The sequence below is a fragment of the Rhizobium sp. CC1099 genome, from assembly GCF_029714385.1.
Taxonomy (GTDB): Bacteria; Pseudomonadota; Alphaproteobacteria; order Rhizobiales; family Rhizobiaceae; genus Rhizobium.
Map to the genome: position 1 here is coordinate 3,702,301 of NZ_CP121641.1, position 22,520 is coordinate 3,724,820.

The 22,520-nt window shown below is 60.0% G+C and carries 20 protein-coding genes and 2 riboswitches; of the genes, 6 read left to right on the forward strand and 14 right to left on the reverse strand.

Features of this window, described 5'->3' with window-relative positions; genetic code table 11:
- Nucleotides 1–2: 2 nt before the first annotated feature.
- The 6 genes from QA644_RS18490 to epmA form a co-directional block, all read right to left on the reverse strand.
- On the reverse strand, nucleotides 3–965 hold the full coding sequence (locus QA644_RS18490; protein ID WP_283069917.1) for a DUF1839 family protein: 963 nt from the start codon (nucleotides 963–965) through the stop codon (nucleotides 3–5).
- An 8-nt stretch (nucleotides 966–973) separates the two neighbouring features.
- Nucleotides 974–1,882, reverse strand: coding sequence for an amino acid--[acyl-carrier-protein] ligase (locus QA644_RS18495; RefSeq protein WP_239596490.1), 909 nt, complete (start codon nucleotides 1,880–1,882; stop codon nucleotides 974–976).
- A gap of 5 nt (nucleotides 1,883–1,887) precedes the next feature.
- Nucleotides 1,888–3,069 (reverse strand): acyl-CoA dehydrogenase family protein, encoded by a 1,182-nt coding sequence (locus QA644_RS18500; protein ID WP_283072412.1) that lies wholly within the window; start codon nucleotides 3,067–3,069, stop codon nucleotides 1,888–1,890.
- Nucleotides 3,069–3,320, reverse strand: coding sequence for an acyl carrier protein (locus QA644_RS18505; protein ID WP_022717455.1), 252 nt, complete (start codon nucleotides 3,318–3,320; stop codon nucleotides 3,069–3,071). The genes QA644_RS18500 and QA644_RS18505 overlap by 1 nt, the downstream gene beginning before the upstream one ends.
- 265 nt (nucleotides 3,321–3,585) lie before the next feature.
- Complete coding sequence (locus QA644_RS18510) at nucleotides 3,586–4,638, reverse strand: lysine-2,3-aminomutase-like protein (protein WP_283069921.1); 1,053 nt, start codon at nucleotides 4,636–4,638, stop codon at nucleotides 3,586–3,588.
- On the reverse strand, nucleotides 4,638–5,699 hold the full coding sequence (gene epmA / locus QA644_RS18515; RefSeq protein WP_239596488.1) for an EF-P lysine aminoacylase EpmA: 1,062 nt from the start codon (nucleotides 5,697–5,699) through the stop codon (nucleotides 4,638–4,640). The genes QA644_RS18510 and epmA overlap by 1 nt, the downstream gene beginning before the upstream one ends.
- Nucleotides 5,700–5,850: 151 nt before the next feature.
- On the opposite strand from epmA, the gene efp reads away from it, so the two are divergent.
- Nucleotides 5,851–6,420: an elongation factor P gene (gene efp / locus QA644_RS18520; RefSeq protein WP_239596486.1), complete on the forward strand. Its 570-nt coding sequence runs from the start codon at nucleotides 5,851–5,853 to the stop codon at nucleotides 6,418–6,420.
- A gap of 54 nt (nucleotides 6,421–6,474) precedes the next feature.
- Here the strand turns inward: efp and QA644_RS18525 are convergent, their stop codons facing one another.
- The 6 genes from QA644_RS18525 to metA form a co-directional block, all read right to left on the reverse strand.
- Nucleotides 6,475–7,203, reverse strand: a complete 729-nt coding sequence (locus QA644_RS18525; protein ID WP_283069924.1) for an SIS domain-containing protein — start codon at nucleotides 7,201–7,203, stop codon at nucleotides 6,475–6,477.
- 15 nt (nucleotides 7,204–7,218) lie between these two features.
- The gene (gene nagA / locus QA644_RS18530; RefSeq protein ID WP_283072413.1) at nucleotides 7,219–8,370 is read right to left on the reverse strand and encodes an N-acetylglucosamine-6-phosphate deacetylase; all 1,152 of its coding nucleotides are present in this window, start codon (nucleotides 8,368–8,370) and stop codon (nucleotides 7,219–7,221) included.
- Nucleotides 8,370–9,401 (reverse strand): SIS domain-containing protein, encoded by a 1,032-nt coding sequence (locus QA644_RS18535; RefSeq protein WP_283069925.1) that lies wholly within the window; start codon nucleotides 9,399–9,401, stop codon nucleotides 8,370–8,372. The genes nagA and QA644_RS18535 overlap by 1 nt, the downstream gene beginning before the upstream one ends.
- The gene (locus QA644_RS18540; RefSeq protein ID WP_074070003.1) at nucleotides 9,398–10,171 is read right to left on the reverse strand and encodes a GntR family transcriptional regulator; all 774 of its coding nucleotides are present in this window, start codon (nucleotides 10,169–10,171) and stop codon (nucleotides 9,398–9,400) included. Before QA644_RS18540 ends, QA644_RS18535 begins: the two co-directional genes overlap by 4 nt.
- A gap of 112 nt (nucleotides 10,172–10,283) precedes the next feature.
- Complete coding sequence (locus QA644_RS18545; protein WP_283069926.1) at nucleotides 10,284–11,306, reverse strand: aldose epimerase family protein; 1,023 nt, start codon at nucleotides 11,304–11,306, stop codon at nucleotides 10,284–10,286.
- A 123-nt stretch (nucleotides 11,307–11,429) separates the two neighbouring features.
- The gene (gene metA, locus QA644_RS18550; protein ID WP_039846449.1) at nucleotides 11,430–12,353 is read right to left on the reverse strand and encodes a homoserine O-succinyltransferase; all 924 of its coding nucleotides are present in this window, start codon (nucleotides 12,351–12,353) and stop codon (nucleotides 11,430–11,432) included.
- Between the two features lie 62 nt (nucleotides 12,354–12,415).
- Nucleotides 12,416–12,493: riboswitch (SAM riboswitch) on the reverse strand.
- Nucleotides 12,494–12,647: 154 nt separating this feature from the next.
- Between metA and QA644_RS18555 the strand changes: the two genes are divergently transcribed.
- Nucleotides 12,648–14,483, forward strand: coding sequence for an ABC transporter ATP-binding protein/permease (locus QA644_RS18555; RefSeq protein WP_283069928.1), 1,836 nt, complete (start codon nucleotides 12,648–12,650; stop codon nucleotides 14,481–14,483).
- Nucleotides 14,484–14,573: 90 nt separating this feature from the next.
- On the opposite strand, the gene QA644_RS18560 is transcribed toward QA644_RS18555, so the two are convergent.
- On the reverse strand, nucleotides 14,574–16,400 hold the full coding sequence (locus tag QA644_RS18560; RefSeq protein ID WP_283069930.1) for an ABC-F family ATP-binding cassette domain-containing protein: 1,827 nt from the start codon (nucleotides 16,398–16,400) through the stop codon (nucleotides 14,574–14,576).
- A gap of 3 nt (nucleotides 16,401–16,403) precedes the next feature.
- A complete protein-coding gene (locus QA644_RS18565; RefSeq protein ID WP_283069932.1) occupies nucleotides 16,404–17,054 on the reverse strand; it encodes a thiamine diphosphokinase in 651 nt (216 codons plus the stop codon).
- A 96-nt stretch (nucleotides 17,055–17,150) separates the two neighbouring features.
- Nucleotides 17,151–17,264: riboswitch (TPP riboswitch) on the forward strand.
- A 48-nt stretch (nucleotides 17,265–17,312) separates the two neighbouring features.
- Here QA644_RS18565 and thiB point away from each other — a divergent pair.
- The 4 genes from thiB (at nucleotide 17,313) to QA644_RS18585 (ending at nucleotide 22,475) form a co-directional block, all read left to right on the forward strand.
- The gene (gene thiB, locus QA644_RS18570; protein ID WP_283069934.1) at nucleotides 17,313–18,335 is read left to right on the forward strand and encodes a thiamine ABC transporter substrate binding subunit; all 1,023 of its coding nucleotides are present in this window, start codon (nucleotides 17,313–17,315) and stop codon (nucleotides 18,333–18,335) included.
- Nucleotides 18,335–19,972: a thiamine/thiamine pyrophosphate ABC transporter permease ThiP gene (gene thiP / locus QA644_RS18575; protein WP_283069936.1), complete on the forward strand. Its 1,638-nt coding sequence runs from the start codon at nucleotides 18,335–18,337 to the stop codon at nucleotides 19,970–19,972. Before thiB ends, thiP begins: the two co-directional genes overlap by 1 nt.
- Nucleotides 19,959–20,678, forward strand: a complete 720-nt coding sequence (locus tag QA644_RS18580) for an ATP-binding cassette domain-containing protein (RefSeq protein ID WP_194728445.1) — start codon at nucleotides 19,959–19,961, stop codon at nucleotides 20,676–20,678. The genes thiP and QA644_RS18580 overlap by 14 nt, the downstream gene beginning before the upstream one ends.
- A 252-nt stretch (nucleotides 20,679–20,930) precedes the next feature.
- On the forward strand, nucleotides 20,931–22,475 hold the full coding sequence (locus tag QA644_RS18585; RefSeq protein ID WP_092586641.1) for a M48 family metalloprotease: 1,545 nt from the start codon (nucleotides 20,931–20,933) through the stop codon (nucleotides 22,473–22,475).
- Nucleotides 22,476–22,520: the final 45 nt, after the last annotated feature.

Genomic DNA, 22,520 nt, shown 5'->3' on the forward strand with positions numbered 1-22,520 from the left:
TATCAAAGCCGATCGGAAATCGAAGTCATCATGGCATCCCATGCATCTGCCGCCGGATCAAGCGCCGCCTGCAATGGCTCGAACTTCCTGCGCGTGACGGCGCGGGCAAGCTGAAACTGCACCGACTTCGCCACTTCGGAGATACGCCGGGCATACTCTTCAGCCTGCGCGAACCTGCCCGGAGAAAGCCACGCGAGGTGATCTGCGGCCAACTCGAAATTGGCGCCGAACTGGCGCAAGGTGTTGAAGGCATATTTGTGGAAGAAGCCGAAAGGGCGCTCGGCGACAACTTCCACCTGCTGCGGAAATTGCTTGGAAAAGGCGCGGATCGGGTTTTCGGCAGGCCGGCGCGAGAAATGGACCTTGAAAAGACGGTGCGCCACATCGCCGATATAGTTTTCGCCTGCAAACGCCTCCGGAAGTTTTGCAAATTCCGTATAGGGCAGGAAGGGCGAATCCTCGTCCGTCAGATGCATCTGGAAGAGACCGTCGAAGTCCTCGCCCTCAAGCTGGAAATAGCCGGCATTGTGAAAATACTCTACGTGCTTGGCAGCAACATCCAGCCGGTTGATGGCGACGGTCGTCTTGCCGTGTTCGGAACGATAGGCCGTACCGAGGGTATCCGGCATATAGAAGGAGTCCATTTCGATCAGGCAAAGTCGGCCGCGCCTGATCTGCGTTTCGACGTGATGCTCGACGCGGTCGAAGATCGCGAGTTCGGTGACACGGATGCCGTAAAGCGCCTCGAGGTCTTCGAGCGGCACCTTGAAGAAGGTGAATTGATCGCCCTCGAAATCCTGCGCCAGCGTAAAGCCGAGCATCGCTTCAGGCGGCAGCCTCAGCGTGTTCAGCACTTCGATCCAGAGGTCGATATAGCAGTTGGTTTCCGGCCACATGCGCTCGTTGGAATGCAGCGCATGCTGGCGGTAGCCATCTGGACGGATGGCCGGGAAAACGCAGGACATCGAACCGCTCAGCCCCACAGGGTCTTGCGCACATTCGCAGGCCATTCCGTCACGTCGAGCCCGTGATGATGGAACAGCGCAAGCGCGATGCGCTCGAGACCGAAGCCGACGCATGCAGTGTGCGCGACGCTGCCGTCCTCAAGGTTCAGGTCCCACTTCTGGCCGAAGGAGTCCTGATGATAGTTAAAGCTCATGCAGGCTGTCGGCTTGGCAGCCGACGTGATCGGGATCAGCAGCTCGAACTTCAGGTTCTGATCACGCTGGTTGTTGACCATCATCTTGCCGCCTCGGCCGAAAAATGGATCGTTGGCGACGTCGATGACGACTTCGAGGCCGAGCTCCTTCATCATCTCGACGCCGCGATCCATCCAGCGCTGACGGAAGTCGGTCACATGGCTTTCGGTGCCCATGCAGACATATTCGCGCATGCGGAAAAGCTGCTGGCGGGCGGGATCCTTCGACGGTTCATGACGAAAGCAATAGGACTGCAGGTCGAAGAGGCCGCCCTTCGCAGGCAGATTGCCCCGCTTGGCGATTGTCGGATAAAGCGGATAGCAGGCGGCCGGCGTCAGCACGATATCCGTTGCTTCCTGGCCCTTCGTCCAGTCGTCGCCGACTTCCATGCACTGCAGCAGGTTCATGTGATCGAGTTCACTGCCGCAGAAACTGTGGACGGTGCCCGCAAGCTGCGGGAAGCTTTTCATGTAGCCGCTCTTTTCGAAAAGCGCGCGGTTCATGCCCGGCGGGAAGCGCATGGCTTCTGCGCCATCCGCACCGCCGAACTTGTCGATCAGGCGCTCGAAGGCGGTGATCACGTCTTCGAACTGTCCGCTACGGCCATAAAGACCGTCGACGCCGGTATCGATCAGTAGACCGGATTCGAAGAGCCGGTCTAGAAACGAGGTCTGCATATCCATGACTGTCACCCCAGTAGGCTAGTGTCCTGCTTGTGGACGAGAAGCATGCTCGACGTGTTGCCGAGGATGCGGTCATTCGAGATCATGAGCTGTGCGGAATGAGCGTCGCGCAAATGCCGGCCAAGGCTGAAGGGCGTACCGTTCTTGTAGCCCACGATGCCGCAGATCAGCATGGCGTGGTTGACGATCTCCAGGATCGTTTCCGACGAAGCGATCTTCACGTTGTTCATGGCCACCGCAAAGCCCATCGAGGAAAGCTTGTCCGGGTCGGACTTGGCATCTTCGTAAGCCTTGAGACCCGCCACGACGTTCGACTTCACCATCTGCAGCAGAGTGGAGACTTCGGCGAGCCGCAGCGCACCGGGGGGCGGAACACCAGGAGATTTACGGGCGGCGGCACGCACGAAGGCCTGAGCGCGGGAGACGGCGTCGACCGCAATGCCATACCAGACGCCGCTCCACAGCAGATGCGACGAAGCGAGCATCGACTGTGCGGCGATTTCGGCGAAAGGCTTCGGCAGGATCTGAACGGCAGGCGCTTGCCCCTTGAAGAGGAAGCCGTCGGAGCAGGTGCCGCGCATGCCCAGCGTGTTCCAGACATGCGTGCGCTCAAGTGTGTACTGGTCCTTGAGAAACGCCGTCAGGACCTGATCCGAGGGTGCTGCGTCCGGATGGCTGCGAGAGGTTATGAGGATCGCATCGGCATGCGAGCCGTAGGAGATCACGGTCGCGTCCTTTTCGAGACGGCAGCTGTCGCCGCTGACCTCGATGGCGCAGATGCTGTTGCGCAGATTGCCGCCGATCCCGCCTTCGGTCGTCGCCGATGCGATCAAAAGCTGCTCGGCGGCGATGCGCCGCATGAAGCCCGCATGCCATTCACTTTCGGTGCCGTGCTCGACCAAGCTTGAAAGCTTGATGTGGTGCATGGCGAAGACCATCGCACTTGCGGCGCAAGCCTGGCCAAGAACGGAGCAGAGTTCGGCGACTTCGGTCGTCGAAGCCCCCTCGCCACCCAGGTGGAGCGGCACTTGAATGCTGAGCAGGCGCTCGGCTTTCATCGCATCGACGGCCTCGCATGGAAAGCGGCCTTCGGCGTCGACGGCGTCGGCATATTTCGCGGCGATCTCGGCAACGCGCGCCGTTCTGACGGTAAAACTCTGTTCCGTGATCTTGACCGGAAAGTTCATCACGCGACCTTCCGGTTGTCCTTGATGATATCGACGGTCTTTTCGATCGCGGAGATGCTGGCAAAGGACTTGCGATTGAGGAGATTGTCCGGGAATTCGATATCGAAGGCTTCTTCGATGCCAAGCATGAGCTGCACGGAAGCAAAGGATGTCAGGCCGGCCGCATAGAGATCGGCATCGTCGGCTAGCTGATCGATCGAAACAGGAAGCTTGCCGAATTTGGCGAGCAGTTCGCGGATAGTCTTGTTCATCCTTAGCAACCTCCAAGATTGTCATGATCCCGAGTGGCGATTTATCGCCTTCATCATGAGCGTTCTTTTAGGCCGGAAAACAAAACATTCCGCTAACTTGTCTGGTTAAATATGAGGAAGACTCGCAGTTAAAATTTTAGGGAGTACCTTGCCTCGATGGCCTTTATCTTTTTCTTGACAGACACTTAGGCGTTACTCCTGTCTCAGGCGCCAAGATTGGTGTCCAGGCTGAAAGTGCAGAAATGATACGCCACGTGTCTTCACGTCACTCGGAAGGCGGGTAGCAATGCTCTACGCCATGGTAATCCAACACGGAAAAACAGCCATCCGCCGTCTTCCGGACAGAATTTTCGCCAATCACTGCCTTTCCGTGGCCACCTGGGATATCAAGGATATAGGTGGGCTGACAAAGGCCTGAGATGCGGCCGCGCAGCGAAGAAACGATCTTCTGGCCTTCTTCGATCGTCAGCCGGAAATGGCTGGTGCCGGGCGCCAGATCGGGATGATGCAAGTAGTAAGGCTTGATGCGCGTCTCGACGAAGGTCTTCATCAGGTCCGCCAGAACGCCGGCATCGTCGTTGACGCCCTTCAAAAGCACGGACTGACTGATCATGACGATCCCGGCATCGATGAGCCGGCCACAGGCTGCACGGGCTTCGATCGTCATTTCGCGCGGATGGTTGGCATGCAGCGCTATATAAGTCGTCTTGCCGCTCGCTTTCAACGCGGCGATCAACGTCGCATCGATCCTCTGCGGATCGACAACAGGCACGCGTGTATGGAACCGGACGATCTTCACGTGATCGATGGCCGCAAGCTCCCGCATGATCTCTTCCAGCCGTCGCGGCGAAAGGACGAGCGGATCGCCGCCTGTAAGGATCACCTCCCAAATCTCCGGATGGCTGCGGATATAGTCGAAAGCAGCCATCATCGCCGTCGGATCGAGCGTACCGAGACCTTGAGGACCGACCATCTCCCGCCTGAAGCAGAAGCGGCAATAGACCGGACAGACATGCACGGCCTTCAGCAGCACGCGATCCGGATAGCGATGCACAATGCCTTCAACCGGGCTGTGCGAATGATCACCGATCGGGTCGGCGCGCTCTTCAGGTGTTACGACAAGCTCGGCCGCATCTGGCACGAACTGACGCGCGATCGGATCGTCGACGTCGGCTCGATCGATCAGCTTAGCGACGGTCGGCGTCAGGGCGATCGCATATCGTGCAGCGACCTCTTCCAGTGCCAGCCGGTCGCGATCGGCCAACAACCTGGCTTTCGACAGGTCAACGACACTTTTGATCGGCCGGACAATATTCATCAGCGATACTCCGCAACCGGCGCCCACAGCACCTGATCGATGCGCGAGGCTCCTGTCGCCAGCATGACCAGCCGGTCGAAGCCGAGCGCGATGCCGCTTGCCTCGGGCATGATCGAAAGCGCATCGAGGAAATCCTCGTCGATCGGGTAGCGTTCGCCATAGACGCGCGCTTTTTCTGCCATCTCGAGCTCAAAGCGGCGGCGTTGTTCTGTCGCATTGGTGAGTTCGCCGAAGCCGTTCGCCAGTTCAACGCCGCAGGCATAGAGCTCGAAACGCTCCGCAACCCGCGGATCGCGTGCCGAGGGACGGGCGAGTGCCGCTTCGCAAACCGGGTACTCATCCAGAATGGTCACGCGGCCGAAACCGAGGTGGGGTTCTATCTTTTCAACCAGGACGCGGCTGAAGAGGTCCGCCCAGCCGTCGTCGGCCGAGACGCGCATGCCGTTCCGGCGTAGTTCGGAAGCCAGATATTCTCGATCCGTCGAACCATCGGCGGCGACCGACGCCAACAGGTCGATGCCCGCATAGCGCTCGAACGCCTCTGCGACGCTGATGCGTTCAGGTCCGGCGAAGGGGTCGGTTTCAGCGCCCCGATAGGTCAGCTTTGGCGTCTTCACGGTTTCGGCGGCTAGCGCCAGAATCCGCACGCAGTCCATCATCAGCGTTTCATAGCTTTCGCCGGCGCGATACCATTCCAGCATCGTGAATTCGGGATGATGGAATGGGCCGCGTTCGCGGTTGCGATAGACATGCGCGAAGCAGGCGATGCGCTGCTCACCGGCGGCGAGCAGCTTCTTGCAGGCAAATTCCGGTGAGGTGTGCAGGTAGAAGGATGTCGCCTGCCCGTCCGTCGTCAGCGCCTCGGTTGCAAAAGCGTGCAGATGTGCCTCGTTGCCGGGCGAAACCTGCAGCGTCGCAGTATCTACCTCGATGAAATCCTCGCGCGCGAAGTAGCCGCGCAGCGCCGCCTGGATCGCGTTCCGCCCAATCAGGAAGGGGCGGCGGTCCGCGTGGACGCTGGGGGTCCACCAAGGAGACGCTTTGGCGCTGGTAAGGTTCATTCTCAGCTTTCATCACCAGGCTCGCCAACGCGAGGGCTGGCGTTTTGCCGGATTTTAGGTTAGTTGCGCCCCAACGAAAAACAATTGGCGTCATCGGGACCATCCAGACAATCCCTCTACGACGCCAAAAGCCGAGTTACAAGGAAGTCTTATGGTCAAGGTCATCGCCTCTTCGGTCCGCAAGGGCAACGTTCTCGACGTAGACGGCAAACTTTACGTCGTTCTCACCGCGCAGAACTTTCACCCCGGCAAGGGTACGCCGGTCACCCAGGTCGACATGCGCCGCATCGTGGACGGCGTAAAGGTTGCCGAGCGCTGGCGCACGACCGAGCAGGTCGAGCGCGCCTTCGTTGAGGATGTGAACTTCCAGTATCTCTATGAAGACGGCGAAGGTTTCCACTTCATGAACCCGGCGACCTACGATCAGGTTGTCGTCGACAACGAAACAATGGGCGACCAGAAGGCCTACCTCCAGGAAGGCATGACCTGCATTCTGTCGATGCATGAAGGCATCCCGCTGGCACTCGAGCTGCCGCGTCACGTCACGCTCGAGATCACCGAGACGGAACCGGTCGTCAAGGGCCAGACGGCGTCGTCCTCCTATAAGCCAGCGATGCTTTCGAACGGCGTGCGCACCCTGGTGCCGCCGCATATCAACGCGGGCACGCGCGTCGTTATCGCAACGGAAGACAACTCCTACGTCGAACGCGCCAAGGATTGATCCTTTGGCATATCAAACAGAAAGGCCGGCCTAACGCCGGCCTTTCTGTTTTGATTACAGATGCGGGTTGCGCGGCCGGTATTTTTTCACCAGCCGCTGATTGACCTCCGCAGCTCCCGGCATGTTGGCGCTGAGATAGACTGGTGCGTCGCCGGACTTCGAAAGCACTGACGCAACTTCAGCGAAGATTGCGTTCAGCACTGTTGCGCCGACAGCCGTCGACACCGGGCCCACCTTGAGACCGCTTCCAGCCAGATCGAGCACGGCATCGCCGGGCGGCAGGCCGTTATCCAGCACGACATCGGCGATATCCACGAGCCGGCGGCGGCCATTGGCAATCGCGCTCGAATAGGCAACCGAGGTAACAGCGATCACCTTGGCGCCGATCTCGCGGCCATAGTCCGCGGCCTCGATTGGTGCGGCATTCACACCCGAGTTCGAAGCAATAATGATGACGTCGCCTGGCTGCATGCCGTAGCGCTCCAGCACCGGCCGAACGAGGCCTTGCGTGCGTTCATAGACCGAGCTGATGACCGCCCCCTCATGCAGCATCGCGGAGCCGATGAGAACCGGCACGGTGAACGCAAGACCGCCGGCGCGATAATGCACCTCCTCGGCCAGCATATGCGAATGGCCCGTGCCGAAGACGTAAACGCGCTTGTCATGACGCGCCGCATCGAGAATGACTGCTGCGGCCTTCGCCATGGGTTCGGCAAGGCTTTTCTTCAAAGCCTCGAGACGGCCGATCAGATTGGAGAAATAGGCATCCGTAACCGCCGTCATGGCATTTCCTTTGCTTCAGGCCGCTTCGCCGTCGATCCACGTGGCGGTGACTTCGATCGCATCCGTCAGATGCACGAGGTCGGCGCGCGCTCCCGGCGAAAGATGGCCATAACCATCGAGCCGGAGAAACCGGGCCGGATAGAGCGTTGCCATGCGCAGCGCCTCGGCAAGCGTCAGATCAAGATAGGTGACGCCATAGCGGATGGTCGACGCCATATCGACATCCGACCCGGCAAGTGTGCCGTCCGAAAGCACCAGCTTCGAGCAGAAGCCCCCCTTCTCACGCCGCACGGTGCGACCGTTCAGCATGAAGCTATCCTTTTCGGAGCCAACCAGCGACATGGCATCCGTCACGAAGAAGAGCTTGCCCTCCCCGCGCTTGGCGCGAAGTGCAGTGCGCAGCGCTTTTGGATCGACATGATGGCCGTCGGCGATGATGCCGCACCACGTCGACGGATGGTCGATTGCCGCGCCAACCAGACCGGGTGCGCGGTGACCCATCTGGCTCATGGCGTTGAAAAGATGGGTGACGCCGCGTACACCAGCATCGAAACGCTCTTCTGCAGCTTCGCTCGAACAATCCGAATGGCCGATGCTGACGATGATGCCAGCCTCGCTCAGTTCGCGAACTTGAGCGACCGTCACCTGTTCGACCGCCATCGTCACGAGCAGCGTACCGATCGCCTCACGGGCGCGGATGAAAGCCTTGACATCCTTGTCTTCGACCGGGCGCATCAGTTCGGCCAGGTGCGCGCCTTTGCGGGCGGGCGCCAGATGCGGACCTTCCAGATGAAGACCGGCCACGCCGCGATGGGTGTTAACCGCATCCTTTGCGGCCTCGATCGCAGCCGCCGTCGCATCTGCCGTATCGGTGATCAGCGTTGGAAGCAGCGCCGTCGTACCGTAGCGCCGGTGACCGTCAGCAATGATACACATCGAAGCTGCCGACGGCTCATCGTTCAGCATGCGCCCGCCACCGCCATTCACCTGCGCATCGACGAAACCTGCCGAAAGCACACCGCCGTCAAGCAAGATCGTCTCGCCTTCGGGCAAGTCGTTGCACGAGACAATGGCCTCGACCCGGCCATTGGCAACGATCAGCGCCTTTTCGTCATGGAACCTCTCGCCGTCGAAGATCCGGGCACCGGTGAAGATCTTGGGGGGTATCATATCGTCTCCGTGACTTTGAGCAGGTTCGCCGGCTTGTCTGGATCGAAACCCTTGCGGCGCGTAACTGACTCGATCAGGCGATAGTAGACGAGAAGCGACACGAGCGGATCGAGTAAGCCGTTGCCCGTCGTCGGCACGAGCAGATTGACGCCGGAAAGCGGCTGCGCCGAGAACGGTACCGTCGTTGCGCCGAGCTTCTGTAATCGCTCGAGTGCCTGAACGTTGTTGGCATAGGCCGCATCGTCGGGCATGAAGGCGACGATCGGGAAACCCGGCTGAACGAGGCGCATCGGGCCATGCATCAGCTCTGCCAGCGAGAAGGCTTCCGCGTGAAGGCCGGACGTTTCCTTGGCTTTCAGCGCGGCCTCGAGCGCGATCGCCAAAGCTGGCCCGCGGCCTGCCGTATAAAGCGAGGTTGCATTGAAGAGCACGTCTTCTGCGGCAGCCGTATCGATACCAGCAGTCGCCGACAGAGCCTCTGGCAACCTCTCCAATGAGGCTTGCAGATCGGCCGTACCGCCAATCGCAGCCGTCACACCGGCGAGCGCGGCAACCGAGGCGATAAAGGACTTCGTCGCAGCAACACTCTTTTCCGCACCTGCATTGAGGTCCAGAACGATATCTGCCTGCTTTGCAAGCGGGCTGTCGGTGACGTTCACAACGGCGATCGTCGTCGCGCCGCCACGCTTGGCAGCATCCTGAAGGGCAACGATATCCGGGCTGGCGCCGGATTGCGAAACCGTGAAGTGAACACCATCCTTCAACTGTAGAGCCGCACCATAGACGGAAGCGATCGATGGGCCGACGGAAGCGACGGGAATACCGGCAGTGATCTCGAAGAGATATTTGAAGAAGGTTGCGGCATGGTCCGAAGAGCCACGCGCTGCCGTCGTCACCACGCTCGGGCGAACCGAGGAAAACAGCTTGGCGATTTCGGCAAAAACCGGCTTCTCCTTTTGAAGGAGCGTCGCGACCACGTCCGGCGACTGGCCCGCCTCCTGCAGCATCAGCGACTGGTTCTCACTCATAGGTCATCTCCAATTTTCAGTTCGGCCACGAAATCATAGGCATCGCCGCGGTAGTGCGAACGGGTGTATTCAACGACGCGCTGGTCTTCCAGGCGCGAAATCCGTTCGATCAAGAGTGCTGGCGCACCGGTCTTTACATTCAGCATCGAGGCTGATGAAGGATCGAGCGTCACGGCGGTCAGCCGCTGCAGAGCACGCACCGGCTTGTGGCCGTTTGCGGCCAGCGCATCATAAAGCGATCCCTCGCCACCGGCATTGCCGCCGAGGAACTTGACCGGCACAACCGCCCGCTCGATCGCCAGCGGCAAACCATCCGCAAGGCGCAGACGATCCAGGCGCAGAACGGCCTCATCCTGCCCAAGTCCGAGAAGGAAGGATTCTTCCGGCGATGGCGAATTGATCGTGCGGGACAATATCCTTGCCGCCGGCGAACGGCCGCGTGAGCGCATATCGGCCGAGAAAGACGAAAGACGCCAGAGCGGCTGCTCCATGCGCTCCACCTTACTGGAAACGAAGGTACCGCTGCCGTGACGCGATTCCAATGCGCCGGATGCCATCAGATCACGATAGGCGGTTCGCACCGTCACGCGGCCGAGCTTCAGAGCTTCGGCGAGATCGCGCTCTCCGGGAAGGGCTGCACCCGGCTTGAGAAGGCCTTCCTGAATGAGGCCGGTCAACGCCAGTGCCAGCCGCTTGTAGAGCGGTCCCGTCATCGTTTCGTCGCGCAGACCGCGGGCATTGAGCTCCGCTACCAGACTGGTTCTATCCATGGATTAACCATAGAACCTATTTAGAACCACTTTTCAAGCTGAATCTCTGCCGCAAAGATAAAAACCCTCGTGGCGGCACGAAGGTTTATGAGTGATCGAATGTCCGCGAAGATCAGCTTCTCGTGAAGATGTAATCCGTTTCCTGCCGCAGCACCTCGCCTGGGCGCAGCACCGCATTCGGAAAGCCCTCGTGATTGATCGCATCCGGCCAAACCTGCGTTTCGAGGCAGAAGCCGGCGAAGGGCCCGTATTTCCGCCCCCCGATGCCCGCGACCGCAACGTCGAGCTTGAAACCGGCATAGAACTGTATGCCCGGTTCGGTGGTTCTAACCTCCAGCGAGACACCGGAGTTGACGCTGCGTGCCAGTACGACGGAGCGCTTGGCCGTGCGTTCCGTCGAAAGGCAGAAATTGTGGTCGTAAAACGCCTGCTCGCCGTCATCGAACCGCTTCATCGGGGCCATTTCGCGGAAGTCGAAGACCGTGCCTTCGACCTGGCGGATCTCGCCGGTCGGGATTTGTTTCTCGTCAGTCGGTAGATAATGATCGGCAGCGATCATGATATCGTGGCCGAGCGCATCTTCGCGGCCGTCGAGATTGAAATAGGCGTGCTGGCAAAGATTGGCGAGCGTCGGCTGGTCGGTGGTCGTCTCGTAGACGACCGAGAATTCGCCATGGCCATGCACACGGTAAGTCGCTTGGACCGTGCAGTTGCCTGGATAGCCTGCGCGACCGTCCGGGTCGACGATCTTCAAGACGACACGGTCGGCATCGTGCTCGACAATCGTCCAGTTGCGCTTGGCGATATTGTCGCTGCCGCCGTGCAGATGCGAAACGCCCTTTTCATTGAGCTCGAGCTGATAGGCCTTGCCGTCGAGGGTAAACTTGCCACCGCCGATGCGGTTGGCACAGCGGCCGGGCGTTGCACCAAAATAGGAGGAATGGGAGGGATAGCTGGCAAAGTCGTCGAAGCCAAGCAGGAGAGGCGCATCATGGCCGTCGAGCCGCAGATCCTGGATGACTGCCCCCCAAGTCATGATCTTGGCTGTAAGGCCGCCGCCCTTGATCTCGACGCGATAGACGGTTTCGCCGTCTTTCGTCGTCCCGAAAACTTCCCGTTCGAGCTTTTCCGACATAGTTCGCCATCCCAAATCTGTGTTCGTTTCAGGCCCGCGAACCTGCCTCCATTTGTTGAGGACCGCAACCGTCAAACACCAAAAAAGAAACGCCGCCGCAACGAGGTCAGCGGCGGCTGCAGTTCAGATTTTTGTACCGATTTCGTCGAGATTATAGGGCGTCGTCTGGTAGATTTCGTTGATCCAATTGCCAAAGAGCAGATGCGCATGGCTGCGCCAGCGGTTCTGCGGTGCGAGCGACGGATCGTTATGCGGGAAATAGTTATGCGGCATCTTGATCGGCACGCCGGCATTCACGTCGCGGAAATATTCGTCGGAAAGCGATGTGGAATCGTATTCCACATGATTGAACATGTAGAGCCGCTTGCCTTTTTTCTCGTGCACGAGACACACGCCCATCTCGTCGGATTCCATGAGGATTTCGAGGCTTGAGGACTTGTCGATATCGGCGCGCCGGACCTCGGTCCAGCGCGAAACCGGCACTTCGAAGTTATCGGAAAAGCCATTGAGGTAGACGGATGAAGGCTTGAGGTTCTTATGGCGATAGACGCCGAACGCCTTTTCCTTCAGCTCGTATTTCGGAACCTTGTGGAAATGGTAGATCGCCGCCATTGCGCCCCAGCAGACATTCATGCTCGAATGAACGTTCGTCTCGGTCCAATCCAAGATCTTCTTCATCTCCGTCCAATAGGTCACGTCCTCGTAAGGCAGAGTTTCGATCGGTGCGCCAGTAATGATGAAGCCGTCGAATTTGCGATGCCTTACCTCCTCCCAGGTCTGGTAGAAAGCAAGCAGGTGGTCTTCGGACGTGTTCTTGGCCCTATGGTTGCCAATGCGGATCAGCGAGAGCTCCACCTGAAGCGGCGAGGCGCCCACAAGGCGCGCCATCTGCAACTCCGTCTTGACCTTGTTCGGCATGAGATTGAGAAGCCCGATCTGCAAAGGGCGGATATCCTGACGGATCGCCGCCGTTTCGGTCATCACCCGCACGCCCTCATGAACGAGGGTCTCGAAAGCGGGCAGAGTATCGGGGATCTTGATGGGCATTGCGGTCACTCAACAAAACAAAAGGCACCGGCAAATAAAAAACCGGCGGCGAAAGAATCGCTACCGGTCCGCACGCGGCCCTTTAGCGACTTATTTAACGTGGCTGCAAGCCGGCCGGCCAAATCACCACGGAGAACACTAAATAGCGCCGGAGCCCACGCGAATCAATCGCAATTCTGAAGGGGCGCGTTGAACCAAGGTAACTCACGCGTTAATGACTGGTAGAATCTGTTGATGGACAGGGCGCGTCACCATGTTAATCAAGCATCATCATGGTCCGCATGGAAGGACATAATGGCAGACGACGTCGAAGGCAGGCCGAGCATTCAAGGGCAGGATAGAGTAGGTTACGATCTGAGCCTCGGATACCGCCTGAAACTGATGTTTGCGGCATTCTGGGATTCCAAGGTCCGCGGAAAGATTCTGCTTCTCGCCTCGATCTTGCTCGCGGTGATCCTGGCGACGGCCTATGGCCAGGTCATTCTGAACCGCTGGAACGCGCCGTTCTACGATTCCCTGCAGCGCCGCGACGTCGGCGAATTCTTCCATCAGCTCCAGGTCTTCGCGTTGATTGCCGGTTCGCTATTGCTCATGAACGTCGGCCAGGCGTGGCTCAACCTGATGACCGCGCTTTATATGCGCGAAGGGCTGACCCGCGACCTCGTGGATCACTGGCTGAAGCGCAAGCGTGCGCTGCGTCTCGCCTCAACCGGCCTGATCGGGGTCAACCCGGATCAGCGGCTGCATGAAGACGCCCGCAACCTTGCAGAAAGCACGACCGGCCTCACGCTCGGCCTCATCCAGTCGACAATCCTGCTCGTCAGTTTCATCGGCGTTCTCTGGGAGCTTTCGAGCGGCTTCGTCTTCCATTTTCGCACCTACGCCTTTGCCATTCCGGGCTATATGGTCTGGGCCGCGATCTTCTATGCGGCATCCGCGTCGATTCTCAGCCAGATCGTCGGCCGCAAGCTGGTGATCTTGAATGCCGACCGCTTCTCCAAGGAAGCGGAGCTTCGCTTTTCGCTGATGCATGCCAACGAGAACATGCCGGCGATTACCGTGGCCCGCGGCGAGGAAAACGAACGCCGGCGGATCAATGAGGATATCACTTCGGTACTTGCCATCCTGAAGCGGCTGACCATGGCTAGCACCAACCTCACCTGGGTTTCGGCCGGTTACGGCTGGCTGGTCATCGTCGTCCCGATCATCGTCGCGGCTCCCGCCTATTTTTCAGGCAGCCTGACCTTCGGCGAACTGATGATGTCCGTCGGCGCCTTCAACCAGGTGAATACCGCCCTGCGCTGGTATGTTGCCAATTTCGCCGCGATCGCCGAGTGGCGCGCCACGCTGATGCGCGTGACCGATTTCCGCCATGCCTTGCACGGCATGGACGAACCCATCAATCCGAAGAATGCGATCACCTACGAGGATAACGCAGATACGCTGACCCTCAAGAACCTCATGATCGCCGCCAAGCTCGGCGAAGAGATCGATCTGTGCGGCGGCTTTGCCGTCCGCGAGACGGATGTCACGATCAGAGCCGGCGAGAAGGTCATGATCAACGGCGATCATAATGTGAACCGCAAGCTGCTGTTCCAGGCGCTTGCAGGGCTCTGGCCCTGCGGCAGCGGCAAGATAGGGCTGCCGCCCGCCGACGGCATGGTTTTCGTTCCAGAAGTAGCCTATGTGCCCGGTGGCACGTTGCGCGAAGCGCTGTCCTTCCCGGAACCGGTGGACACCTACAACAGCGAGGACGTCGAAGCAGCGCTCCAGAAAGCCGGCCTTAGCCACCTTATTGCGCGTCTCGATACGCGGGCCCGCTGGGATAAGATGCTCGACTCCGATGAGCAGAAGGGGATCGGCTTTGCCCGCTTGCTGCTGGCCCGGCCGCGCTGGATCATCTTCGACGAAGTGCTGGAAGGCCTTGAGCCGGAATGGCAATCAACCCTGATGGCGCTGCTGGCGACGCTATCCGATTCCACCATGGTTTATATCGGACGGTCCGAGGCCTACCTCGAAACCTTCAATCCGCGCGAGTTGCATTTGCATCCACTGGCAGCGAAGATCGAGCAGTCGGCCTTTCCGGCAGCAGGAACTGGCACGGCACACGCACCTGCACCGGTCATTTGAATAGTCGCAGTACTATGCGTCCGAACCAAGGGCAGAAAAGACCTGCGCGATCTGACAGAACGCGGAAGCCTTTCCTCGTCAGGACGGAACCTAGCCCTCCAGCTCTTCGCGCAGCATTTCAAGCTCCAACCATTCTTCCTCCATCTTCGTCAGGCTGTCGCGCAGCTTTTCCATCTCCGCCGCAAGCCGGTTGAAGGTGGCAGTATCTTTGCTGAAGAGATCGGGATCGGCCATCTTTTCTTCGCGCCTGGCGATTTCAGCTTCTGCCTTGGCCATTTCCTTGGGCAGGGTTTCGAGCGCGAATTTCTGCTTGTAAGAGAGCTTGCCTTTGCCCTTCGAGGCATCTGCCACAGATGCAGCCGACTCAGCTTTCGGCTTCTCCGCGGCCTTTTCGATCTTCTTCCGCTCCTCCATTGCGCCCTTGCGCTGGGCAAGCATATCGGAATAGCCGCCGGCATATTCGATCCAGCGCCCATCAGGCGCGTCGGGGACTGCGGGCGCGATTGTCGAGGTCACCGTGCGGTCGAGGAAGTCGCGGTCGTGGCTCACGAGGATAACCGTGCCCGGGAAGCCGACGACGATTTCCTGCAGCAGGTCCAGCGTCTCGAGATCGAGGTCGTTGGTTGGTTCATCGAGGATCAGAAGGTTGGTCGGGCGCGCGAGGATGCGCGCCAGCATCAGCCGCGCGCGCTCACCGCCTGACAGGTTCCTGATCGGCGTGCGCGCCTGCTCCGGCTGGAAGAGGAACTCCTTCATGTAGCCGGTGACGTGCCGTTGCTCCCCGTTCACCAGCAGATTCTCGCCGCGCCCGTCGGTCAGGTAGTGCGCGAGCGTATCCTCCAGATTGAGATCTTCGCGCTTCTGGTCGAGCGTTGCAATCTCGAGATTGGTCCCGAGCTTCACCGTGCCACTGTCCGGCGAAAGCTGTCCCGTCAGCATCTTCAGAATCGTCGTCTTGCCCGCGCCGTTTGGTCCGACCAGACCGATGCAATCGCCGCGATGGACGCGGATTGAGAACGGCGCAACAATTTGACGGTCATCGAAAGTCTTGGTGATCTTTTCCGCTTCGATCACCAGCTTGCCGGATTCCTGCGCATCGGACACCGCAGCCTGCACGGTCCCCTGCGGCCCCTTGTGGCCACGATGCTGCGAGCGCATGGTCTGCAACTCGCCGAGGCGTCGCATGTTGCGCTTGCGCCGAGCGGTTACGCCATAGCGCAGCCAGTGCTCCTCGCGTTCGATCGCCTTGCCGAGCTTGTGCTGCTCCAGTTCTTCCGCCTCGAGCACCTGATCGCGCCAGGCTTCGAAATGGGCAAAGCCACGGTCGAGCCGCCGCGACATACCCCGGTCGAGCCAGACGGTCGCCGTAGAGACCTTTTCGAGGAAACGGCGGTCGTGGGAAATCAGGACCAGCGCGCTGCGGCTTTTCTGAAGTTCGCCTTCCAGCCATTCAATGGTCGGAAGGTCGAGATGGTTCGTCGGCTCATCAAGCAGGAGAATATCCGGTTCAGGCGCCAGCACGCGGGCAAGCGCTGCGCGTCGCGCTTCGCCGCCGGAGAGGTTCTTCGGGTCCTCTTCGCCAGTAAGGCCGAGATGCGAGAGGAGGTAGGTCACGCGATAAGGATCATCGCCCGGCCCAAGACCGGCTTCCGCATAAGCCTGCACCGTCTTGAAACCGGCGAAATCCGGAGCCTGCTCCAAATAGCGCACCGTCGAGGATGGATGGCGGAAAACCTCGCCCGATTGCGCTTCAACGATGCCGGCCGCAATCTTCAGAAGGGTCGATTTGCCCGACCCGTTACGGCCGACCAGACAGATCTTGTCGCCCGGCTCGACCTGCAGGGCCGCGCCGGCCAAGAGAGGCGTTCCGCCGAAGCTTAGGAAGATATCGGCGAGTTTCAGGATGGGAGGGGCCAAAAATCAGACTCCGGAAAAATCATAAGGGCGGGCAAGGACAATCGCCCGGCCGCTGCCGAGCCTAAAACGAACCTTGCCTTCCGCGACGTTGGAAATGGTACGCGAGGAGCCGAAGGGCAAATGAAAATCGATGAGCGGATACCGGGCATTCTCGATGTAAAGACCATGAAGTTCGCTGAAGCCGGACACCGAAAACAGGCTGTTCTTCGGCAAATCGAGCTCAATTTTACCAGCGAGAAGCGGCACGGCCTCCTCCGTTCCGGAGGTCAACAGAATGTCGAAACCCTGTTCGGCAAGGCTGACGGCGTAAAGCAGGAGCTGCAGCGCGTGGTCCGAGCGCTCGCCACTGAGCGCACCGGCAAGGACAAGTCGCCGTGCGCCGCGCGCAATCGCCTCCGACACGGCGATTTCACCATCCGTTGCGGCCTTGGCGGCCGGGTAGGGCTGTTTCGGGACATGCGGAAATGCGCCCTCCAGATCCGGCGGCGTCGAGTCGAAATCCCCGACCCAAAGCTCCGGCACCACGCCAAGCGCTGCTGCATGCCGCATACCGCCGTCGGCGGCGATGAAGCGGCTGCCTGAAACGGCAGAACGCAGGCGCTCGGTCAGGGCGAGTTCGCCGCCGAGCAGGATCGTGAAAGTGGATTGGCTCATGGCATTGCCCATAGCGCAAAGCAGGGGCCAAGGGAAAGGGGCTACGGTCAGCGCGCTTCGCCCTTGTCATAAAGCCTTCATGGCGATACATCTGCCGACGCTCTAACGGGGTGCCTGGATGTCCGCAAGGATACCGGCTGAGAGGCATCGAGCCAACCCGCGGAACCTGATCCGGTTAACACCGGCGGAGGGATTAGACGCGTGACATTCGGCAACGCCCTTTTCCCCTTCAAAAGAAACTCAAGGAGGAGGCGCACCATGTCCGGCCGCACATCGATCATCTCTTCGCTGACCGCAGCATTTTTCGCCGCGACGCTCGGCTTGTCTGCCGCGCACGGCGCGGAAAAGACGCTCACCATATACACTTACGAAAGTTTCACGTCCGAATGGGGACCCGGGCCGAAGGTCAAGGACGCTTTCGAGAAGACATGCGGCTGCACGGTCAATTTCGTCAGCGTCGCCGATGGCGTCGCCCTGCTTTCGCGCTTGAAGCTCGAGGGAGCTTCCACCAAGGCTGACGTCGTCCTCGGTATCGACACGAACCTCGTCACCGAAGCCAAGGAGACCGGCCTGTTCGACGCAAGTGGCGTCGATGTCGGCGCGCTGAAGGTGCCGGGCGGCTTCGTGGACGATGTCTTCGTTCCCTACGACTACGGTCACTTCGCGATCATCTACGATACGCAAACGATCAAGGACCCGCCTCAGAGCATGAAGGATCTGGTCGAAGGTGATCCTTCGCAGAAGATCGTGATCGAAGATCCGCGAACCTCGACGCCGGGCCTCGGCCTGCTGCTCTGGGTCAAATCCATTTACGGCGACAAGGCGCCGGAAGCCTGGGGCAAACTCAAGAACCGCATCCTGACGGTCACGCCCGGCTGGTCCGAGGCCTATGGCCTGTTCACCAAGGGCGAGGCGCCGATGGTGCTGTCTTATACCACATCCCCTGCCTATCACATGGTGACTGAGAATACCGATCGCTACCAGGCCGCAGCCTTCTCGGAAGGCCACTATATCCAGATCGAAGTCGCGGGCCTTTTGAAGAATGCGCAGGACAAGGATCTTGCCCGCGACTTCCTGAAATTCATGATGACGCCCGGCTTCCAGGATACCATCCCGACGAACAACTGGATGATGCCCGTTTCCGCAACCTCCAAGCCGCTGCCGGATGCCTTTAGCAAGCTCGTCAATCCGGCCAAGACCTTCCTGATGAGCTCCGACGAGGTCGCCAGAAGCCGCAAGGCCTGGATCGACGAGTGGCTTGCGGCGATGAGCATGAACTGATGCTGCAGACCGCAGCCGAACGGCAGCGTGCATTGACCGGCGGGGCGATCAGCCTCGCCGCCGTCACGTTGTTTGTCGGACTTGCAGCGTTCTCGTTGCTTTTTGCCGGAGGCGGCGCTGCCATCGTCGGCATTCTTTTCGATCCTTATATTCTGCGTGTGCTGCGCTTCACGCTGCTGCAGGCGCTGCTTTCGACCGCACTTTCCATCGTCTTCGCGATTCCGGTCGCACGCGCGCTCGCTCGCCAGCCGCATTTTCTAGGGCGCATCTGGATCATCCGCCTGATGGCGGTTCCTATGGGGCTGCCGGTTCTGATCGGCGCACTCGGCTTGATCGGGATATGGGGCAGGCAGGGGTTGTTGAACTCGCTTATGATGAAGATCGGGCTTGACGAACCGGTGAGCATCTATGGGCTAACCGGCATTCTTCTCGCCCATGTCTTCTTCAACCTGCCGCTTGCCTGCCGCCTGATGCTTGCAGGTCTCGAACGCGTGCCCGCCGAATACTGGCTGATGGCAAGCGGCCTCGGCATGCGGCCCCGCTCGGTCTTCCGCTTCATTGAATGGCCGGCGATCCGCCCGCTCATTCCTGGGATAGCCGGATTGATCTTCATGCTCTGCGCCACCAGCTTCACGTTGGTGCTAACCCTCGGTGGCGGCCCGGCAGCAACCACGATCGAGGTCGCGATCTACCAGTCGCTCCGTTTCGATTTCGACCCCGGCCGCGCAATCGCGTTGTCGCTCCTGCAGATCGCGCTGACGGCGATGATCCTCGGCGCGATGGCACTTTTTCCGCCTGCCGGAGACGAGGGCCTGACCGAAGGCAGAGACATCAAGCGGCTTGATGGCAAAGGGCAATGTGCCAGATTGGCCGACAGTCTGCTCTTGCTGATCGCCGTGCTCTTCCTCGGCCTCCCGCTTGTGTCGATCATCGCCGCCGGGTTGCACGCCGATCTCATAAAGCTGCTGCAGGAGCCGATCTTCTGGCAGTCAGCCGGGATGAGCTTGGCGATCTCGCTTTCGGCCGCTCTGCTCTCGATCGTCCTTTCGATGGCCATGATTCGTGCCCGGCATGCAATCTTATCGAAGCGGCGGCGCGGGGTTACCGACAGGTCCTTTTTCACAGCCATGGGCGGTGCTTCATCGATGGTCCTGCTCGTGCCTCCAATCGTACTCGCAACCGGGTGGTTCATGGCACTGCGGCCTTTCGGCGATGCGACGCGCTTTGCAGCCGTACTCGTCGTTCTCATCAATATGCTCATGGCACTTCCCTTTGTCATGCGCGTACTGGAGCCGGCCTATATTGTGCATCAGCGCCGGACGCAGAAACTGGCCGCAAGCCTGGGTATTGCGCGCGCGGCTCGATTGAGATTGATCGATTGGCCGGGCTTGAAGAAGCCGCTGCTCACCGCCTTGTCGTTCGCCATGGCGCTCTCGCTCGGCGATCTCGGGGCCGTTGCTCTCTTCGGCTCTGAAGGTTTTGTCACATTGCCCTGGCTCGTCTACAGCCGCATGGGCAGCTACCGGACGAATGATGCCGACGGCCTTGCGCTGATCCTCGGCATCATTTGCCTGCTGCTGACAATCGCCGGAACAGCGGGCCAGCCGACACGGGAGAATGGCGATGGCGATCGCTGATCAAGACGAGATCGAAATGCAGGACGTGCGCCTGATGCTCGGCACGCACGCTTTCCATTTCGATTGCCGCCTGCCGGCCGGCCGGGTCGTCGCGGTGAGCGGCCCTTCCGGCGCCGGGAAGTCAACCTTTCTCAATCTGCTTGCCGGTTTTGAAAGACCCGACAGCGGCCGCATTCTGATGCACGGCGCCGATGTGACGGCCGCCTATCCGGCGGAACGTCCGATCTCTGTCGTCTTCCAGGACAACAATCTCTTTGCCCATCTTGATATCTTCACCAATGTCGGCCTGGGGATCGATCCGGCGTTGAAGCTTGCCGCCGAAGACCGGAGAAAAATTTCCCAAGCGCTTGAGAAGGTCGGCCTCGCCAATTTCGAAAGGCGTATGCCCGCAACGCTTTCCGGTGGAGAGCGGCAGCGAGCCGCATTTGCGCGGGCGCTGGTGCGAAAGCGGGCCGTTCTGCTGCTGGATGAACCTTTTGCAGCACTTGACCCGGGCTTGCGCGCAGGCATGGCCGAGCTGCTGCTTGGTTTGCACATGGAAACCGAAAACACGGTGATCATGGTTTCGCACGATCCCGACGAGGTGCGCCGGATCGCCGATTACGGTGTCTTTATCGATAAAGGCGCGATCGTTCTTGCCGCGCCACTCACCGAGTATCTCGCACGGGAGGATATGCCCGCGCTAAGGCGATTTCTGCACGGTTGACGAATCTCATACTTGCGATGGCACTTTCGCCACAATTTCATCCGAGCGAAAGATCGCCCTAACGACGCCACGCTTGCTAAAATACAACGGCGCTACAATTAAACAGAGTCTCGCTATGCAACCGATGCGGAAATCAGTTACAGCAATGGCTTGTGTCTTCCCGCTGTGCAGTGCGAGAACCGGGATGGACGACTGTTGAACCCCGTTGGAAGCGGCCGGATCGGACATGCGGTAAACCGGCCGAAAAGCAAGATGACTCGGAGAGCCAGACTGGACAGCATGACGACGTGGAAACGCCCCGCGCCCTCCAGTAACGTGCTTTCTGCGCCATACCGGTGGAGCCGCCATGCGCTGCTGGTGTCTGCGGCCGCGGTCGCGCTCAATGGCTGCCAGTCGATTCTCGAGCAATCCTATCAGCCGACGGTCTCGCCCTCTGCCAGCCCGCAGATCGTCGATGAAGTCCAGAAGAACGATCCGCGTGCCGCCATGGGCGCGCGCGAACATCCGCGTATCGTTGCAAGCTACGGCGGCGAATACAAGGACGCCAAGACTGAACGCCTCGTTGCGCGCATTGCCGGTGCGCTAACGGCGGTTTCGGAGAATCCGAGCCAGTCCTACCGAATCACGATTTTGAATTCGCCGGCAATCAACGCTTTCGCGCTGCCGGGCGGCTATCTCTATGTGACCCGTGGTCTGCTGGCGCTTGCCAACGACGCTTCCGAAGTCGCGGCTGTTCTTTCGCATGAAATGGGTCACGTTACGGCCAATCACGGCATCGAACGCCAGAAGCGCGAAGAGGCGGAGGTCATCGCAAGCCGCGTCGTCGCCGAAGTTTTGTCGAGCGACATCGCCGGCAAGCAGGCGCTTGCCCGCGGCAAGCTGCGTCTCGCCGCCTTCTCGCGCCAGCAGGAACTGCAGGCCGATGTGATCGGCGTGCGCATGCTCGGTGAAGCGGGCTACGATCCTTACGCCGCCACTCGCTTCCTCGATTCCATGGCGGCCTATAGCCGCTTCATGTCCGCCGATCCTGAGGCCGACCAAAGCCTGGACTTCCTTTCGAGCCACCCGAACTCGGTGCAGCGTATCGAGCTTGCGCGCGATCACGCCCGCGCCTTCGGCCAGGAGGGGACGGTCGGAGACAAGGGCCGGGGCTATTATCTCGATGGCATCGACGGTCTTCTCTATGGCGACAGTCCGGAGGAAGGCTATGTTCGTGGCCAGACCTTCCTGCACGGTGGTCTCGGCATTCGCTTCGACGTGCCGCCGGATTTCAGCATCGACAATAAAGTCGAAGCCGTCATGGCAACCGGTCCGGGAGACGTGGCGATCCGCTTCGACGGGGTTGCCGACAACGACAACCAAAGCTTGACGAACTACATATCGAGCGGCTGGGTCACCGGCCTCGATCCTTCGACGATCCGGCCGATCACCGTCAACGGCATGGAAGCGGCAACGGCCCGTGCAACCGCGGATCGCTGGGATTTCGACGTGACCGTGGTGCGCAACAATTCGCAGATATTCCGCTTCCTGACCGCCGTTCCAAAGGGCAGTGCCGTCCTGCAGCAGACAGCAGACGTGCTGCGCGCCAGCTTCCGCCGCATGACACCGCAGGAGGCGGCAACCCTGAAGCCTCTGAGAATCCGCGTCATCAGCGTCCGTCCCGGCGAAAACGTCGCAACCCTGGCGGCCCGAATGCTGGGCACGGATCGTAAGCTCGACCTCTTCAAACTCATCAATGCCCTGCCAACCGGCGGCACGGTCTCGCCCGGCGACCGCGTGAAAATCATTTCCGAATAAAAAGAACCCGGCTTTCGCCGGGCCAGTTTGTGCTGCTGGAAGTAA

Excerpts from the sequence above, each read along its gene's own strand:
- QA644_RS18490 (WP_283069917.1), bottom strand. The coding sequence starts at position 965 with ATGTCCTGCGTTTTCCCGGCCATCCGTCCAGATGGCTACCGCCAGCAT.
- QA644_RS18495 (WP_239596490.1), bottom strand. The coding sequence starts at position 1,882 with ATGGATATGCAGACCTCGTTTCTAGACCGGCTCTTCGAATCCGGTCTA.
- QA644_RS18500 (WP_283072412.1), bottom strand. The coding sequence starts at position 3,069 with ATGAACTTTCCGGTCAAGATCACGGAACAGAGTTTTACCGTCAGAACG.
- QA644_RS18505 (WP_022717455.1), bottom strand. The coding sequence starts at position 3,320 with ATGAACAAGACTATCCGCGAACTGCTCGCCAAATTCGGCAAGCTTCCT.
- QA644_RS18510 (WP_283069921.1), bottom strand. The coding sequence starts at position 4,638 with ATGAATATTGTCCGGCCGATCAAAAGTGTCGTTGACCTGTCGAAAGCC.
- epmA (WP_239596488.1), bottom strand. The coding sequence starts at position 5,699 with ATGAACCTTACCAGCGCCAAAGCGTCTCCTTGGTGGACCCCCAGCGTC.
- efp (WP_239596486.1), top strand. The coding sequence starts at position 5,851 with ATGGTCAAGGTCATCGCCTCTTCGGTCCGCAAGGGCAACGTTCTCGAC.
- QA644_RS18525 (WP_283069924.1), bottom strand. The coding sequence starts at position 7,203 with ATGACGGCGGTTACGGATGCCTATTTCTCCAATCTGATCGGCCGTCTC.
- QA644_RS18535 (WP_283069925.1), bottom strand. The coding sequence starts at position 9,401 with ATGAGTGAGAACCAGTCGCTGATGCTGCAGGAGGCGGGCCAGTCGCCG.
- QA644_RS18540 (WP_074070003.1), bottom strand. The coding sequence starts at position 10,171 with ATGGATAGAACCAGTCTGGTAGCGGAGCTCAATGCCCGCGGTCTGCGC.
- QA644_RS18545 (WP_283069926.1), bottom strand. The coding sequence starts at position 11,306 with ATGTCGGAAAAGCTCGAACGGGAAGTTTTCGGGACGACGAAAGACGGC.
- metA (WP_039846449.1), bottom strand. The coding sequence starts at position 12,353 with ATGCCCATCAAGATCCCCGATACTCTGCCCGCTTTCGAGACCCTCGTT.
- QA644_RS18555 (WP_283069928.1), top strand. The coding sequence starts at position 12,648 with ATGGCAGACGACGTCGAAGGCAGGCCGAGCATTCAAGGGCAGGATAGA.
- QA644_RS18565 (WP_283069932.1), bottom strand. The coding sequence starts at position 17,054 with ATGAGCCAATCCACTTTCACGATCCTGCTCGGCGGCGAACTCGCCCTG.
- thiB (WP_283069934.1), top strand. The coding sequence starts at position 17,313 with ATGTCCGGCCGCACATCGATCATCTCTTCGCTGACCGCAGCATTTTTC.
- thiP (WP_283069936.1), top strand. The coding sequence starts at position 18,335 with ATGCTGCAGACCGCAGCCGAACGGCAGCGTGCATTGACCGGCGGGGCG.
- QA644_RS18580 (WP_194728445.1), top strand. The coding sequence starts at position 19,959 with ATGGCGATCGCTGATCAAGACGAGATCGAAATGCAGGACGTGCGCCTG.
- QA644_RS18585 (WP_092586641.1), top strand. The coding sequence starts at position 20,931 with ATGACTCGGAGAGCCAGACTGGACAGCATGACGACGTGGAAACGCCCC.